Source organism: Alteromonas sp. AWQ4_252, from assembly GCF_056158205.1.
Map to the genome: position 1 here is coordinate 1242122 of NZ_JBSWSV010000001.1, position 16389 is coordinate 1258510.

General features: G+C 46.1%; 11 protein-coding genes. 8 read left to right on the forward strand and 3 right to left on the reverse strand.

Going from position 1 to position 16389, the window contains the following annotated elements; genetic code table 11:
- The first annotated feature begins 251 nt into the window (after nucleotides 1–251).
- Genes ACXACM_RS05390 through ACXACM_RS05400 form a run of 3 tightly spaced genes read left to right on the forward strand, consistent with a single transcriptional unit; the run spans nucleotide 252 to nucleotide 4799 of the window.
- On the forward strand, nucleotides 252–2384 hold the full coding sequence (locus ACXACM_RS05390; RefSeq protein ID WP_474820315.1) for a TonB-dependent receptor: 2133 nt from the start codon (nucleotides 252–254) through the stop codon (nucleotides 2382–2384).
- Complete coding sequence (locus tag ACXACM_RS05395; RefSeq protein ID WP_474820317.1) at nucleotides 2384–3682, forward strand: purine-cytosine permease family protein; 1299 nt, start codon at nucleotides 2384–2386, stop codon at nucleotides 3680–3682. Before ACXACM_RS05390 ends, ACXACM_RS05395 begins: the two co-directional genes overlap by 1 nt.
- 19 nt (nucleotides 3683–3701) lie before the next feature.
- Entirely contained in the window at nucleotides 3702–4799 is a 1098-nt protein-coding gene (locus ACXACM_RS05400; RefSeq protein WP_474820318.1) for a DUF917 domain-containing protein, read from the forward strand.
- Between the two features lie 107 nt (nucleotides 4800–4906).
- Here ACXACM_RS05400 and ACXACM_RS05405 read toward each other — a convergent pair whose 3' ends face one another.
- Entirely contained in the window at nucleotides 4907–6883 is a 1977-nt protein-coding gene (locus ACXACM_RS05405) for a tetratricopeptide repeat protein (protein WP_474820319.1), read from the reverse strand.
- Between the two features lie 126 nt (nucleotides 6884–7009).
- On the opposite strand from ACXACM_RS05405, the gene ACXACM_RS05410 reads away from it, so the two are divergent.
- The 5 genes from ACXACM_RS05410 to ACXACM_RS05430 all read left to right on the forward strand — a co-directional run bounded on the left by ACXACM_RS05410 (nucleotide 7010) and on the right by ACXACM_RS05430 (nucleotide 13811).
- The gene (locus tag ACXACM_RS05410; protein ID WP_474820320.1) at nucleotides 7010–8524 is read left to right on the forward strand and encodes a hypothetical protein; all 1515 of its coding nucleotides are present in this window, start codon (nucleotides 7010–7012) and stop codon (nucleotides 8522–8524) included.
- 88 nt (nucleotides 8525–8612) lie between these two features.
- Nucleotides 8613–9515 carry an alpha/beta hydrolase gene (locus ACXACM_RS05415; RefSeq protein ID WP_474820322.1) on the forward strand — a complete coding sequence of 301 codons (903 nt, stop codon included), beginning with the start codon at nucleotides 8613–8615 and terminating at the stop codon, nucleotides 9513–9515.
- Between the two features lie 181 nt (nucleotides 9516–9696).
- Nucleotides 9697–10887 carry a DUF3500 domain-containing protein gene (locus tag ACXACM_RS05420; protein ID WP_474820323.1) on the forward strand — a complete coding sequence of 397 codons (1191 nt, stop codon included), beginning with the start codon at nucleotides 9697–9699 and terminating at the stop codon, nucleotides 10885–10887.
- Nucleotides 10888–10895: 8 nt separating this feature from the next.
- A complete protein-coding gene (locus tag ACXACM_RS05425) occupies nucleotides 10896–11474 on the forward strand; it encodes a hypothetical protein (protein WP_474820324.1) in 579 nt (192 codons plus the stop codon).
- 345 nt (nucleotides 11475–11819) lie between these two features.
- The gene (locus ACXACM_RS05430; protein ID WP_474820326.1) at nucleotides 11820–13811 is read left to right on the forward strand and encodes a peroxidase family protein; all 1992 of its coding nucleotides are present in this window, start codon (nucleotides 11820–11822) and stop codon (nucleotides 13809–13811) included.
- A gap of 47 nt (nucleotides 13812–13858) precedes the next feature.
- Here ACXACM_RS05430 and eutC read toward each other — a convergent pair whose 3' ends face one another.
- The gene (gene eutC / locus ACXACM_RS05435; protein WP_474820327.1) at nucleotides 13859–14710 is read right to left on the reverse strand and encodes an ethanolamine ammonia-lyase subunit EutC; all 852 of its coding nucleotides are present in this window, start codon (nucleotides 14708–14710) and stop codon (nucleotides 13859–13861) included.
- 5 nt (nucleotides 14711–14715) lie between these two features.
- The gene (locus tag ACXACM_RS05440) at nucleotides 14716–16074 is read right to left on the reverse strand and encodes an ethanolamine ammonia-lyase subunit EutB (RefSeq protein WP_474824231.1); all 1359 of its coding nucleotides are present in this window, start codon (nucleotides 16072–16074) and stop codon (nucleotides 14716–14718) included.
- Between the last annotated feature and the right edge of the window lie 315 nt (nucleotides 16075–16389).

The window sequence follows — 16389 nt, forward strand, 5'->3', positions numbered from 1 at the left end:
GTCTGACTACAGACATTGGTTTATCAGTTTGTCTGGTGCTATTGCAAGTCATTATGGCAATTAAAAGCATAATATTTTTCGGTAGCGCTAATAAAGTCCTTCTATTCCACTTTATTAACCCTTAATAGTACGGATTTTTCTCAATATACAAAATATTATTTTGCTTGTTATTTGGACAATAGAAATACGTTGAAAGGAAAGTCACGCAATCAGTAATAATGAGAATAACACCCGCAAAAGAGGGGAATGAAATGTCAAAACAACAAGTGTTAACATTTGGGCTTGCAATGTGGTTGCTGGTTGGATTTAGCGCAACCAGAGCTGATGAAATTAACAGCCCAGACCCCGCCCTTGAGCGTATTGAGGTAACTGCTCGAGGCAGAGTTGAAACACTCCAATCGGTGCCAGACTCTATTACCGCTTTTTCGTCTAAAGATATTCAGGCAGCACGTATATCTTCGCTGTCAGATCTCGCAGCCCTAACACTAAATTTGGGGGCCTTGGATAATTTTCGTCCTGGACTGACGCGGATTAACATTCGCGGTCTTATCACGCCGCAAGTCGGTGATGCGCCCTTAGCGTTTGTGGTAGACGGTGTTACGGCCCCCGATATTGAATTTATTAATCAGGGGCTGGTTGATATTGAACGCATTGAGGTAATGCGTGGAGCACAAGGGGCGTTGTACGGACGCGGCGCTATAGGCGGCGCTGTATTGATTACTACCAAACGCCCTGGTGATGAGCTGGAAGGGAAAGTAAACCTCGATATTGGTAACGGCGAAAAGCGGGCATTAGATGCAGTGTTAACCGGGCAACTGGGTCACCTCGATGATGCCTATTTTCGCGTTGGCGGTCGCATAAGCCGATTCAACGGTCTTATCGACAATATATTTAGCGGAACAAAAGCGGATGGGCTTGATGAGGACGCCGCCTTTGGTCAGTTGCAATTTGACCTATTCGATTTCACGGTGCTCACGCTAAATGCCAAATATGCGAATACCGAAGCAGGTTTTGCTTACTATCAGCCTATTGAGGCAGACCAATTGAACGATTTCTCCATCGTTACTTCGCAGAATATTATGAACCTCGACGAACGGGAGGTTGTTGAATTAAGTGCTCACCTGAGCCAAATGTACGATTTGGGTGAGTTGGAAGTAATTCTTGCGAGCAGCCGTTCTAACGATCAACATTTCTATGATGGGGATTATACTGCCGATCCGACTGTCATTTTTGATGGTGATTTTTTGCTACGAGCGCCCTTTGCTTCGGCGGGTAAAAATGACGTGGATGCCTGGACAGTTGAAACGCGATTTACAGCAGAGCCGGTTGATAAGTTCAGATGGTCGCTCTCTGCCTTTTATCAGGACAAAGAGCGAGATAATCAAATTGACTTTTTAGACGATATTCCCGGTGATGTGCAGAAAAAGCGGGCCGACTTTAGTGACTCAGATGTGTACCTGACTATTGCTGACATTAATTCCTCGCAAGCGTGGGCGGTCGCAGGACAGGCAAATATTGATGTCACGAGTAAACTCGAACTAACATTGGCGTTGCGATATGACAGTGATTCCAGAGAGTCATATGACCCCTTCAATGCTGAAGAAACCTTCGCGAAAGAACGTTTCGACCAATGGCAACCAAAGGTTTCACTAGCCTATCAGCTCAGTAATGAACAACTTATCTATGCTGGCTATTCAAAAGGATTTCGCAGTGGCGGATTTAACGAGCCTGCACCGGACATTTCAAGAACTTTCGATAAAGAGCTGTCAGACAGCTATGAATTGGGTATGAAAGACAGTTACTGGTCGGGAGCGGTAAGTTTAAATGCTTCGGTATTTTATATTGAACAGGCTAATGCTCAAATCACGCAATTCAACGTAGATACGCTCACGCTGGAAAACCTGGGTATTGATGAAGTTGAAATAAAAGGGGCCGAAGTCGAAGTCAATTATGCTATCAGTTCGTCTTTGTCTACACGGATAGGATTTGGAATCGTAGATTCTGAAATAATTGAATTCGATAGTTTCCCAACTCTGGAAGGATTAAGTCAGGTGTGGGTAAGTGATTACAACGCTAGTGCTGCGCTGAATTACAGTGGCGAGATTGGTGAAAACTGGTTGCTTGATAGCCATATAGGCATCAGTTTAATCGGGCCGCGATACTATAATATTGATGCCCCTGAACTGAAAACGGGTTCAGCTGCATTCGTGAACGCAAATGTGCGCTTAACATGTGACGATTGGCATTTCCAACTGTATGCGGACAATCTGTTCGACAAGCGTATGGCCGAGGATGTGTTTTTGCTAGGAGATGGTGTGTCTGAATTTATGCGTCAGCCGAATACCCCCAGGCAGTTCGGCGTTGAGCTTGGGTATCAGTTCTAATGACAGTTGAGGCGAAAAAAAGCACTGAAGATAGCTCAGCTACCAGCACCATGGGTGGGGCTGGTAATGATTACGCCTTGGAGCCTGTACCAGAAAGTGCTCATACGTCGGGGGTTTCAGTAGGGATGGTCAACGGTGCTCTTGCGTTCGCTGTACCGGGTTTGATCACGGGCATCGAAATTGGACAATCACTTGGCTTTTGGTCAAGCGTCGCCGCTTTTCTGGTGGGAGGTTTACTGCTGGCTTTATTTGGTGTCGCTACCGCACGTGTCGCTTATTATAACCGACTAACCTCATTTTTGACTTTAAGGCACGTTTTTGGACGTTGGGGAGCAAAACTGGTTTCGCTGTGCTTTGTGTTCTCACTTATGGGCTGGTACGGGGTGAACTTAGATTTATTCGCCTTGGCTGCAAAGGGCATGCTGCGTCATTACACTCAGGCAGAATCGTCTACCGTACTGATCGAGTTGTCGGCCAGTGTTGTGATTGTGATAACTACACTTTTCGGTTTCAAAAAAATTGAAAAACTGTCAGCCTGGTTGGTTCCGGTGATGGGTTTAGTTACTTTTATTCTGTTGGTGAAAAGCGCTACGTCAGAAAAGGAAATAGCTGTCGTTGACGCTACAATGAGCTTCGGGACCGCTGTTTCTGCGGTTGTGGGAAGTTTTATTGTATCAATCGTGCTGATGCCTGATCTTGCCCGCTTTTGCCGAACTAAACGAGATACCTGGACTGCCTCTTTTCTTCCCTTCTTTTTATTGAGTACATTTGTCTACATTGCAGCGTCTTTGGCGGCAAGTGTCTATGGCAGTGATGACATTCTCGCGCTAATGATTAAATTAGGGTTGGGAGTTTTCGCTTTTATTTTACTTATTTGCTCGAGCTGGTTAACCAATGTTGTCAATTTGTATAGCGCTTCGTTAGGCGCTGTAGCGGTAGTGAATAGCACGAGACAATACCTGGTGATTCTCATCATGGGACTAGTGGGAGCCGTCGCGTCTTCGTTGAATATTCTGGAACAATTTTCGACTTTTTTATTTTCGTTGTCGGTACTCTTCACCCCCGTCGCAGCCATTTATTGCTGTGACTTTTTCATTCTCAGAAAAGGGCGTAGATACAAAACAAATACCGATGTGGCTACATTCAACTACGCCGCTTGTCTTGCGTGGTTTCTTGGCGTGATCGCCGGTAGTGCAGGGCAGGTTTATGGCGTTTCTATCACGCCAATAGAGGCTCTTGATGCTCTGTTAGTCTCATTTTTTACCTATTTATTAGCCGCTCGTTGGTTAAAAACCTAATATCGTTAAGAGTAAAGTCATGAAAGAACTTAGTTTTCAAGATATTGAAGATATTCTGCTGGGTTGTACCATATTGGGCACAGGCGGCGGCGGAGAAATAGAAGAAGGGTTAGGTCTGATGCGTGAAGTTTACGACGCTGGTCGCAAGGTAAAGTTGGCCACCTTCGATGAAGCGCCAGATGATGCGTTGATCTGCACTCCCTATTTGTTGGGCGCGCTGGATTTAAGAGAAAAGCAAAAGCCAGAATACCAACGTTTACCACAAAGTCCCGAACCGGCAATTACTGCGGCTTATCGCAAATTAGAGACGCTCTGTGGCGACAGGTTTTTTGGAACTGTCTGTTGTGAAATGGGTGGAGCTAATACTGCGGTAGCATTTTACACGGCAGCTATGCACGGCGCAGTTGTTATTGACGCTGACCCTGCCGGCAGGGCGGTACCGGAAATTACACACTCAACTTACTATTTGAATAATCTTCCCGTGGGCACACTGGTGGCGGCAAATGAATTTGGCGAAACGTTTGTAGTCGAAAATGTTAGCGACGACCTTCGTGCTGAACAACTGATGCGAGCAATCTGTCAGGAAAGTGCCAACGATATTGCTGTTGTCGACCACGCCATGCGTGTTGACGAGATAAAAGAGGCATTAATACACGGTACAATAACTAAAGCACTGACCTTGGGAAGGGCGGTAAGAGTAGCCAAAGAGGAAGGTGTTAACGTGGCGAAGGAAATTGCGCGCTTAGGAGAAGGAAACCTTATCTTTACAGGCGAGGTCGCAGGTGTAAGTTATGAGACAGAAAAGGGGTTTACTGTTGGGGCAATTGACATAGCTGAAGATGCAGAACATGACTCAAACCGTTTCCGTATCGAGGTTAAAAATGAAAATATGGCCGGCTACCGAAACGGAAAAATAGCAGTAACCATACCTGAACTCATTTGCCTAATTGATGAAGAGGCTGGCCTACCAATTACAAACCCAAACTGTTATGTGGGCCAGAAAGTTGCGGTGGTGGTTCTGCCAGCGCCGAAGGAGTTCACCACACCCCGAGGTCTTTCGGTATTCGGTCCGGCATATCTCGGCTTAAATATGCCATTTAAATCGACAGTTCAATGAGGGCAAAGGTAAAAAGAAACTTAGTCCAACGTGTTTTTGCAAAGCGTTATACCCAGCTAAAACATACGGGCATAATAGCGTGGTAGCTGCATAGTTTATAAAAAGTCTTATTGGTTCGCTACAAACTCGGGCAGGTGCATATAAATAGGACACTGAGACGAAGCCTGTTGTAAGGCCTCCAGGCTCTCGTCAATTCGGTTTAGCCGCTTCAGCAATAGTGCTTTTTTGGCTAGTGCGGGCGTGGAAACTGGGTGGTTGATAAGTTCAGTTAGCTGCACACCGATGTGTTGGTGGTCTGAACTGTCGGGTAATAAATAGGCTTCGTAGTACAAACGATAAATTTGGTCATCCTGAGAAGTGTTTCCGCGCAGGGTGTCACGTTCAAGAATCAAAAGCGCTGTTCGATAAGCATCTCTGGCTTCCTGTAAACGACCGAGATGCCGATAGCTATCTGCTAAATCGCCCCACTGTTGGTGTATTCCAGCATCTTCATTAGCAATCAGTTGTTGAACGGTGGTACGAAGAGACAATGCTTCAGCGTAGTTCCCCCGATAGTAGTACAGTGATGCCAAACCCTCCAAAGGCATATATGAATTGGGTGCTAACGCCCTGGCTTGCTGAAATTTTTCCTCCGATTGTGATAACTGTCCGCGACAAAGGTACATCAATCCTAAGTTGGTTAGCGTTAGCTCATTCGGCTTTATCGATACCTGGGCTTCCCACGCCTGAATTGCAGTATTGACTTCACCACTTGCAAATCCTATTACCGCTAACAACTGATGAGTGCGCCAATAGTGTTCGTTTGATGTAGCTGCCTTGCGGGCAAGATTCAGCGCATCTGTAATGTCAGCTTGTGAGCCAGTCTGTTTAAATCTATTGAGGTGAACCGTTGCCAGGCCCATCAGCGCTTCAGTGTTGTTAGGGTGTCGCTGTAAGATATTCTCAAATTGTTCCTGCGCCAAAACTCGTTGACCGGTCTTGTCGTACAAAAAACCAAGTACTGATTGGATGTATAAGTCATCGGGCGCCAGCGATATTGCTTTTTGACATTGCTGGTTGGCATGCTCAAGGGCAGCCTTTTCATTCTGCCGCCAGCTCTCATAAATGGCTATTTCACAAAGCAAAGCATGGCCTGCGGCAAAAAATGGCTTTTCCCTTACCAATTGTTCAATTTGTCGCTGCGCCTCATTTAATGTTTCGAAAGACTGGTAGTCCTCGGTTAATTGCCTGGCTAATAAATACTGTTGCTGTTGTTGCGCGTTAAGTAATCCAGTGTTTTGCAGTGGCTTTTGAGTACTAAGTAATGCCTTCGTATTAGCACGGAGCATTTCATGCATTGTGTCGCGGTCAAATATAATGGAGAGCATGTCGTGCTGACTGATACTCGGTGAGGCGATGAGGTAGTCGAAGCTACCGTCAGACAGGTAAAGCCTAATACCCGAGTAGCGGCCAATGTGTTGAGTTTGAACAGTGACTACCACGTCTGACTGATATGACTTTTTTAAATCGTTGTGGCTGTGATTAAACGTATTTAGCGCTAAAGGAACCAATGTAACCTCAAAGTCTTTTTCGAAAGGCATTTTTAATTCATCGGCAATGGTGTAAAGCCACTTATCCTGCGGGTATATAAGAATGCTTGGTTTTAAACCCGGCAGTGTTAATGGCGCTTGCTCATGCACTAATGTCCAGCTTCGCCAAGCGATAAGGGCGACGATGACAAAAATAAAAAGCGCTATGGCCCCCGTTTTTTTTGAAGACGAGAGAGTGCGTTTAGGTGATTCGGCAGCTGTATCGACAACAGGTTGTGATTGCGCATCTTCCTGGGTTTGATACAGACTGTAAGCCGGTACGTCCAGTGCAGCGGCTATGCGCTCCAGTGATTGTGGCTCTACAAGAATTTCTCTGAACGCTTTGCTGACCAGATCTTTAGGTGGTGAGACAATATCTTCGCGTTCGGCTATTTTTTCCGCGAGTGCAGCCTGCGTTTTTAGCCCAGCTCGATGTAACGCGCGCTCTAATTTAGCTCGTGAGGCTCGTACGCCTCGTTGCCGAGGTTTTCCTTGTATTTTTGCTGAGGTCGCCACTATCAGCTTACTCCTTATTGCTAAATCCGTTTAAACCCGCTTATCTGCAGTTAACTATAGATGCATGTTTTTTATACGCTAGTCAAGCTGCTCCTTAGATGTTAACAACAAAGAAGGAACGTAGACATGCAATCAAACAACTGTGGCGTGGCTGGTTTTTGTCTTCTGCTTTGCCTGTTGAGCGGGCCGACAATGGCAGACCAGCTGAATTGCGAGGAAATTGCAAAATGGGCGTTATTGGGGTGGAACCAGGAGCAAAACGCCAGTGGCGCGTTGAACACCGGCAATCGTCTTGTAAAGGCGTTAGAGGATGAATACTTTATTGCTGCTTTTGGGCAGTCATTAACCGCGTTTGATGAGTCTCAAATTAGCGCACTGAAACCCCAGCTTGAGCATTGCTGGCAGGAAAATCGTGAAATTATGCAAGCATTTTCCAAGCAAGGTGACAGGGCTTCAGCAGTAAAATACCAACAAGCAAATCATTTCATGACCATTGTTCTGCGCTTGAAAATACCAGAAAAAATGGCCGATAGCTTACCGAAGGTTTTTTCCCATCAGAAACTCGTTTTAATGAAAAGAATAGAAGCGCAGCAGGCGGTTACAGCTCACCTCGCACAGGCAAAAGTACTGCCCCCAAGTGAGAGCAACATTCAAGCGGTGAATAGAATGAAACAACTCGATTTTGTCGCAAATTTGGATGTAACACAGCGGCAGGATTATCAGCAGCAGCTCACTGATATTGCCTCACACATGTCTGGCGCGCTGGCGAAACAGCATATCGCTTCGCTGGACGAGTTTGCTATGTCTCTGGAAGGGTTAGAAGCATTCATCGGGCACTGGGTGCAAAGCCGTGGCCGGGATCATCGTACACGTCGAGTAGAGGCTATGTCATGGGAATTGCAGCAAGCTGTGCATGCAAAGCTGCAACAGCTATCTGAGGCTGCCATTACTGATGCAGTTGGCCAACTGGAGGCGTTTCCCTCATCTCTAGAGGGCTTGCGGGCACTGACAGCGTTTCAGCAGCGTGTGAGTATTGCATTGCAACAAGCCAAGGCAATGGGAAGTTATCGCTTCAACAAAGCGTATAAAGTGAGGCTCGATGAAATTGCTAAAGAAGCAGTGGATGAATTTGAAGACTTGCTAAACGATTACCCTGTAACACAGACACACTTGAAAACAGTGCAAAACGCTGCATCACGCTTATTTGTACAGCAGCCCTTGCCGTCAAATATTGCAGATTTTCAACGTATCGCGGAAACTCGCGCTGAGCAAATGCAGAGCCAACTGGTAAAACAAACATGTTATGGTTCTATCGCCGGTGAGCAGATAGATGAAGATGAGCGCGACACCGGGTTGCTTGCCGGTAGCGGCGCGAGCACCCTTGGTTTATTTATTTGTGCACTCAAGGAGAAGGGTTACACCTTACTAGACTTCGAACCTCCTGGTTTTCTTGGAAATACTCACGTGCTTACGGTGAGAACGCCCCGAGGCATTTCTCTTGTCATGGAATTGCAACCTGTTGAAGTCAATAAGGGAGAATCGTTGTTGGTTGGTACGTCAGTGATGGATGCGAGTGAAACCCAAACATTTACTCTCACGCAGTGGCAGAATTATGTTAGTCAGACTTTGCGCCTGAGATGAGGATGGTTTAATTAACAATTATTCATAGTAGATCTTAATACCCAGCCGCAGTGGTAAAAAATTATTATACCGCTTGTGGCTGGCTATCATGACAATTCCTAATCGCAGCAAATTACGCATACTTTTTTTACTCCTCACAATCTCGTCGTTGGGTGGCTGTGCAAGTCAGAACTACACCATGAGAAGTGATCACAGCACGCTGTTCAGCCCTGCCATGAACCGGACGATGGCTTACTCAGTTTATACTCCCCCTGGCTGGACACCAGACGAATATTTACCTGTGATGGTATTGTTACATGGTGCGAGGGACGATCATCGAACCTTTGACCGCTATGACGTAGGCTTGCATCTTGATGAACAAATAGACTCTGGCGATTTGCCGCGTATTATTATTGTTTCTCCTGACGGTGAGCTTGGTTTTTGGGAAAACTGGTACGATGGTTCCCGCCATTATCGCGATTGGGTTGTGGATGATCTGATGCCCTACATCACAGAGCGTTACAATACTTTGCCGTGTCCCCAAGGATGCTACTTGTCTGGGATTTCCATGGGGGCACACGGCGCCATGCGGTTTGCTTATTACGAGAAAGGGCAATTCAACAGTGTAGCCGCCCTTAGCGGCCCTATCATTTCCAAGCAATATCAGTCTGAACCCAGCCTTGGAATGATGATCATGCGCTGGTTTCTTCCTATTGAACGCATATGGGGTGATATTGACGGGGATAACTCGGATATGCCGAAGGACATCGATCCTTACAAAAGCTGGGTTAAGCGAGAGGATTTACTTCAACTTCCCTTGTTGTTGGCTTGGGGGACAGAGGAAGGTGATGCAATCCGAGAGGGAAATGAGCATTTTCATCAGCACTTGTCACGGCATAATAAGCCTCACGAGCACCTAGTATTTGAAGGTGGACATAAGTGGGCACACTGGCGAGGGATTATGGATGAAGTGATTATGTTTCACACCCGGAATCACGAAAGTAAGAAGTAGACAGGCTTAACACAGCAACATTTACCCAATGTCCACTGTGCTGACAATAAATATTAACGTCGAAAAAAGTGGTCAGCGTTGATCCTTTATATAGCGAGTGGAATAGTAGCTAAGTAAGAGCTACACATTCCAAAGCCGGGCAATATATCGTGCGCCGGCTTTTAACACAGGAATACCAATCATGCTGTTGAGCCGTTACCGCTATCTGTCATCCGTCTTTTTGGCAACGTCGTTATCTCTTTCGTCAATGGCCTTGTCTCAGGAACATCCTAACGGACCACATCCGGATGGCCCTCCACCACCTCGTCCAGACACGCCAGAAACCCTTGCGATAAAAGCGAGGATGGGAGATACCAGTACACTTATGGGCGATATTAGTATTCCCGATGCGACTCAATCTTGTGAGAAGTCAGCGCACATACAATCGCTTCTGTGTTTGATTTCACTACTGAAAAAATCCCTTTCAGATGAATCTCTTGCATTGATACAACTAGATTACTCCCTTGAGCAAGCGCAAAATTGGAGTAACCTGCCGGCAGGTGCGTTTCCGGCCAGACCTGGCGTATTTTTGGGTGAACTTACTATTCAGCAAAGAGGTATTGTAAAAGCGATTTTAAAAGAAGCTGCCAGTGAAAATGTAAACGAAGGTTTCGATGAAATGGTACAAACTTTAAATGCCGATGATTATATAGGAACCATTAGCACAGATTACAAAGCAAGTTACTCTTCATACAACGGTAAAATAGCATTTCTCGGAACCCCCTCAGAACAAGGCTTATGGCAATTGTATTACGGTGGGCATCACTTCGCTTTTTCAAATACTTATAACGAAGGCAAGTTAGTCGGAGCAACGCCATCTTTTAGAGGTATTGAACCATTTCCGTCTTTTCAAATGAATGGCAGAGAGAATAAGCCGCTGTTACAGGAGCGTGACGCCTTCGCAAAGCTGCTTGGTTCACTTAACGAAGAGCAGAAACAAAAAGCGACACTGAAAGGGACCTACCGCGACATTATTGCTGGCCCTCAAGCTGATGACGCAATCCCTGACATTCAGGAAGGCATGCCTGTATCATCTTTGTCACAAGAGCAAATTGACCTGTTGAAAGACGCTATTTTCACATACGTGGGTGATATCCATTTAAGTGAAGCTGAGAAATTTATGGAAAAGTATACGTCTGAATTTTCCGAAACAGTTATCGCGTTCTCTGGAACGACATCACTCGACGCTGAAGACGATTATGTGAGAGTACATGGTCCTTCCTTATGGCTGGAATTCTCCATGCAATCTAACAAGTCAACGAATAAACCAGGTAATCATCCTCATTCTGTGTGGCGGGACAGGCAGAGCGACTACGGTGGTCAGGAACATTGAGAAACATCATGAACTCATCGTTTTTTAAATGGTTACACAGTGCAGTACTTGGTTGTTTTCTGATCGTTAGTTTTAAATTGGATGCTCATGCTTTACCGGGAAGCGAGTTGGTGTTTAAGAATATTTCGTCTAAGCCTGGTATAGCACTGAGTTTCCCGCTAGAAGATTTTCTTATCGCTGCGCCACACTTATCGTTTGTTGCGAAGTCCCCTTCTTTGTCAGCGTTAAGTGAAGGGAACAAAGCCCGTTTGGCAGACTATTTTACTGAACATCTGGTAATAACCCGTGAAGGGATGCCTGTGATGCACACCCTCCAATCTATTGACGTCAGTGAAGAATTCAATGAGCATGTTGGTAATTACAAGCGTGTGACTGCACGGTTTAGTCTAAATGCTCAGCGAATACTTGATGACACTTTTTTTCCTCTGGAACTTCAATTTGATGCCATCATGCATGAAATAAGAAGCCATCGCACATCGGTTTTATTTCAACGGTCACAAGAAACCAAAACAGTGAGACTTGCCCAGTTTGTTTACCAAGAGGTAAATGGAGCACCAGCGTCTCATTACATCAATCTGCCACGCTGAGGCAATAAAAACCCTAATAGGTTCTATTTCTGCGATTTCCTTGGGAATCTATGTCTTTCGTACATTCAACTAGCCTCTTCCTCTTAACAAGGGCGAAAACACTGTCAAATCAATTTAATAGATAATAGTTGCTTAGTTTAATCTGTTTTTTCTTTTGCTCTCATCTAAAAATCTCTTCAACAGCCTTATTTTTAATCGGTCATAGCTATAAGTAGTTTCTCAAAGTGCCCCTGGAATTGCGCTGCAGTAACGAGATATTACTAGGCTGCGGGTGGAGTAAGAAAATGTTTCAAACTCCTCCGTGAAAGAAGTTACTTCACGTTAGAAATAAATAAGGCGTGCAATATGAAAAAAATGAGATTGTCACTGACCCTGGTCGCTATAGCCATCAGCGCGTGCAGCTCGGAAGAAAATAGTGAGAACACTTTGCCTGTAGTGAGTGCCGGTGAAACCCAGTCAATTGATGAACGGACGACCGTCGTTCTGCGAGGAAGTGCCACTGATGCTCAGGGAAGTGTTACCGTTCGGTGGGAGCAAGTGTCCGGAGAATCGGTAGATATAGTAGATGGGAACACGCTAACCGCGAGCTTTCGTGCACCATCTACCTCTGATGATGAAACACTTGTATTTCGACTCACAGCAACAGATAACGAAGGCGCAACGGCGTCGGACGACGTAACAGTATTCGTTAACGACCGCAGAGCCTCATCGCAAGGGATTGATGAAGATGCAAATGAACGTCGACAACGGGTGAACAATGACAGGGATGATGACAACGATTTTGTCGACAACAGAGAAGTAAGAACCGTCGATGGATCACTTAACAACAATGCTAACCCACTGTGGGGTGCAGCGTTCACCCATTTAAAACGTTGGGTTGACCCGGACTATACAGACGGCGTTTCGTCTATGTCTGGAGCCGATAGGCCAAGCGCGCGTTTAGTTTCCAACAATATTCATCATCAGGATACTGGCGAGGTTGTACCAAACACGTTTGGCACCTCTGACTTTTTATGGCAATGGGGCCAGTTCATCGATCATGACTTCGGTTTAACCGATGGCCTTGAGGAAGTTGCGGATATTCCCGTGCCAGTGGGCGATACTTTTTTCGACCCGCAACGCACAGGGACGGCAACCATTTTGTTCTCCAGAGCCATATATGATCATGATACGGGCACGAATACCCGCAACCCCAGAGAGCAAGAAAATGAGCTTACTGCGTGGATTGACGGCAGCATGATTTACGGTTCTGACGAAGAGCGTGCATTGGCTATCAGGGTAGGTGAAAACAGTGCCTATCTGGCAACAAGCGAAGGAAACTTGCTGCCTTTTAATACCAGTGGGCAAACAAATGCTAACGCTTTTGGTGTTGAAGTCGATGAACTTTTTTTAGGCGGCGAAGTGCGGGCCAACGAGCAGGTTGGTTTAACGGTAATGCATACGCTATGGATGAGAGAGCACAACCGTTGGGCTGCTATCCTGGAAGCTCAGTCTCCCGGCTCCTCTGGGGAGGAAATTTTTCAAGCTGCGCGGCGGTTAGTTATCGCAGAGTTGCAAATAATTACCTATAACGAATACTTACCAGCGTTAATTGGCGACGATGCGCTGTCTGACTATGAAGGCTACGATAATACCGTCGATCCAGGGCTCTACAATGCGTTCTCTGTGGCGGCATTTCGCCATGGTCATTCGTTGATCAATGATCAGATACTTCGATTAGATGCGCAAGGAAATACCATCGACGCGGGGAATTTATCAGTCAGAGGTGTGTTTTTCACCGCGCCCAACATTCTTACTGATGAACACAGTTTAGAGCCCATCATAAGAGGGTTAGCGAGTCAGTTGCATCAGGCTATTGATGTTAAGGTAACCAGTGAACTGCGCAATTTTCTGTTTGGCGCGCCGGGACAAGGCGGGTTGGATCTGGTTGCGCTTAATATTCAACGAGGCCGAGACCACGGTGTTCCATCTTATAACGCTATGCGCGAGCATTTTGGTTTGGCACCCAAGCAGACATTTAGCGAGGTAACATCGGACACCGAGCTGCAGTTAGCACTGGAAGCCACTTACGACAGCGTTGATGACATCGACTTGTTTACAGGTGGACTGGCAGAAGACCCTTTAACCGAGCAAGGCTCTCAGGTGGGCCCTTTGTTTCGCGCCATGATTGCTACACAGTTTGAAGCGTTGCGTGATGGGGACAGATTTTGGTATCAAAATTATCTCACAGAGGACGAACTCGACTTAGTCGAAGGTGTAACGCTTGCTGATGTTATTCGCAATAACACCAGTATAGCTAATGAAATATCAGATACCGTTTTTTACGTAGGTAACTGATAAACCCAACACCGCAATGTTTTTGTAATTGCGGTGTTGTTTATTCCCTATGTCTCAATGAGAAATGGCTTGTCTGTGTTAGTTTGTTCTAATTGCCCTGGGGTATCAGTTCGGTCTTTCAGGCTAACGCCGGTGAGCTTTCGCTTACGAGCCTCGGTCAGCAGGTATACAGCTTTGTCTGCTGCATCCTGGTAACGCATTCCTTCTTCTCGTATATTTGAAATGCAATTGCGGTGATTATCAGTGGTTCCGCGCTTTGCATTCCATGTGATGTAGAGACCTAAGCTATCTGGTGAGCTCAAACCAGGACGCTCACCGATAAGTAGTAAAACGCATTTTGCTTTTAACATTTCACAGATGTCATCACCCACGGCTACGCGCCCCTGAGAAACAATACTCAACGGCGCTATGGACCAGGGAGCGTCGTTGGATATCAAAGCAAGCCTTTCATTGAAAGCGGATAAAAAAGGCAGCGCATTTTTCTCAATTGCAAAGGCAGAAAGACCGTCTGCTACAACAATTGCTAAATCAAATACCCCAGGGGATTTGTGCCTGTAGTTCGAAAGCGTTTTTTCACTTTCTTCACTTAGCTCTCTCCCCAAGTCAGGCCGCTGTAAATAAGTGGTTCTATTTGGCGCTTTGCTTTGAAGCAAAAATGGAGGGTAGGGCGTGATATTTTCCCGCTCAAGTTTTTCAGCCATGGCTGGAGCTGAAAAGCTGGAATGCACGGCGTCAATGGCTTGTGCGTGGGCAAGTTGAAAGGCTAACGAGTGAACTGTTGGCGTACTTACGCCAGCACGTCCTAGCCCAATTCTGGCAGCAGTAAAACGATTGAGGGAGCGCCATTCGTCATCCTTGATTTTCCATGATGATAGGCCGGCGGATGTTTTGTTTTCCATTGAGCTTAGCTTCCCATGATTCGTTGCAACGGCGTGTGAAAAGCGTCGGGCACCTGCCTGTTGAGCGTAAGTTGTTCTGCGTTAGTCACGATTTGCATGCGTTTAAGCCATGCTTCAAATTCCGGTGAAGGCTTAAGTCCTAAGACTCTGCGCAAATAGAGCGCATCGTGAAAAGACGTGGTTTGGTAATTGAGCATGATGTCGTCAGAGCCAGGGATCCCCATACAAAATGTGCAGCCTGCCGTGCCAAGTAGGGTGAGAAGGTTATCCATATCATTTTGATCAGCGTCAGCGTGATTGGTGTAACACACGTCGCAACCCATGGGTAACCCTAATAACTTTCCACAAAAGTGATCTTCAAGTCCTGCCCTGGTAATTTGCTTGCCATTAAACAGGTATTCTGGACCGATAAATCCAACTACAGTATTAACTAATAAGGGGTTAAATTTGCGCGCAACTGCGTAAGCTCTGGCTTCACAGGTTTGCTGATCGACGCCGTGGTGAGCATTCGCCGATAAACTACTGCCCTGGCCGGTTTCAAAATACATCACATTGTTGCCTTTGGTGCCTCTGTTCAAAGACAGTGCCGCGTCTTGCGCTTCCGCTAATTGCGCTAGCGTAAAACCAAAACTGTCGTTGGTGGCTTGTGTGCCTCCAATGGATTGAAATACCAGGTCAACGGGTGCACCTCGTTCAATACACTCAAGGGTGTTCGTTACATGGGTAAGCACACAGGACTGTGTTGGAATAGCGTAATGCTGAATGACCTCATCCATCATGTGTAGTAAGCGCATTGCCTGGGGAACATTGTCTGTAGCCGGGTTGATACCAATAACCGCATCCCCGTTTGCGTACAACAAACCGTCGAGCACACTGGCGGCAATACCAGTAAGGTCGTCCGTGGGATGATTGGGCTGCAGTCGGGTAGAAAAGCGGCCCGGAAGTCCTATGGTATTGCGAAAAGCGGTGGTCACCTGACACTTCTTGGAAACTAGAATAAGGTCTTGATTGCGCATGATTTTACTTACCGCAGCGGCCATTTCCGGTGTGATCGCCTGGCGAAGTTCGGCGAGTTTTTCTGGCGAGGCGTCGTCACTCAGTAACCAGTCCCTGAAATCGCCCACAGTAAAATGTGCAATATATTGGAATGCAGTGCTATCGTGCTCGTCCACAATCAACTGAGTCACGTCGTCGGTTTCATAGGGAATAAGTGGCGTATTCAAAAAGGTCGCAAGTGTCACGTCCGCCAAGGTCATTTGTGCCACAACCCGTTCCTCGGCGTTTTTTGCCGCAATACCCGCTAACTCATCGCCGGAACGCAATGGTGTCGCCTTTGCCATCAATTCAGTCAAATTTGAAAACACAAAGGTCTTTGCGCCAAGAACACAGCGGTAAACACCGGCTTCGCTTGATGTTGTCACAAAAAACCTCAATGAGTTGCGTATAAATTATAAGCTAGTAAAAACCACAATCCGGCTTCAATCAATACCTCTGCAAAACAATGAGACTGATAGAACAGATAAAAACATAAAAAAGTGAGAAAACGCTGTTAAAGTTCAGTCTGAAAAGTCGCCATTTTTTCTAAAAAAGATTCAGCTTGCAAAACTAGGGGCATTATTGCCCGTAGGTAAAGGTATTTTGCTCCGCACTTGACTGTTTCCTGGAGTAATGTCCATTTG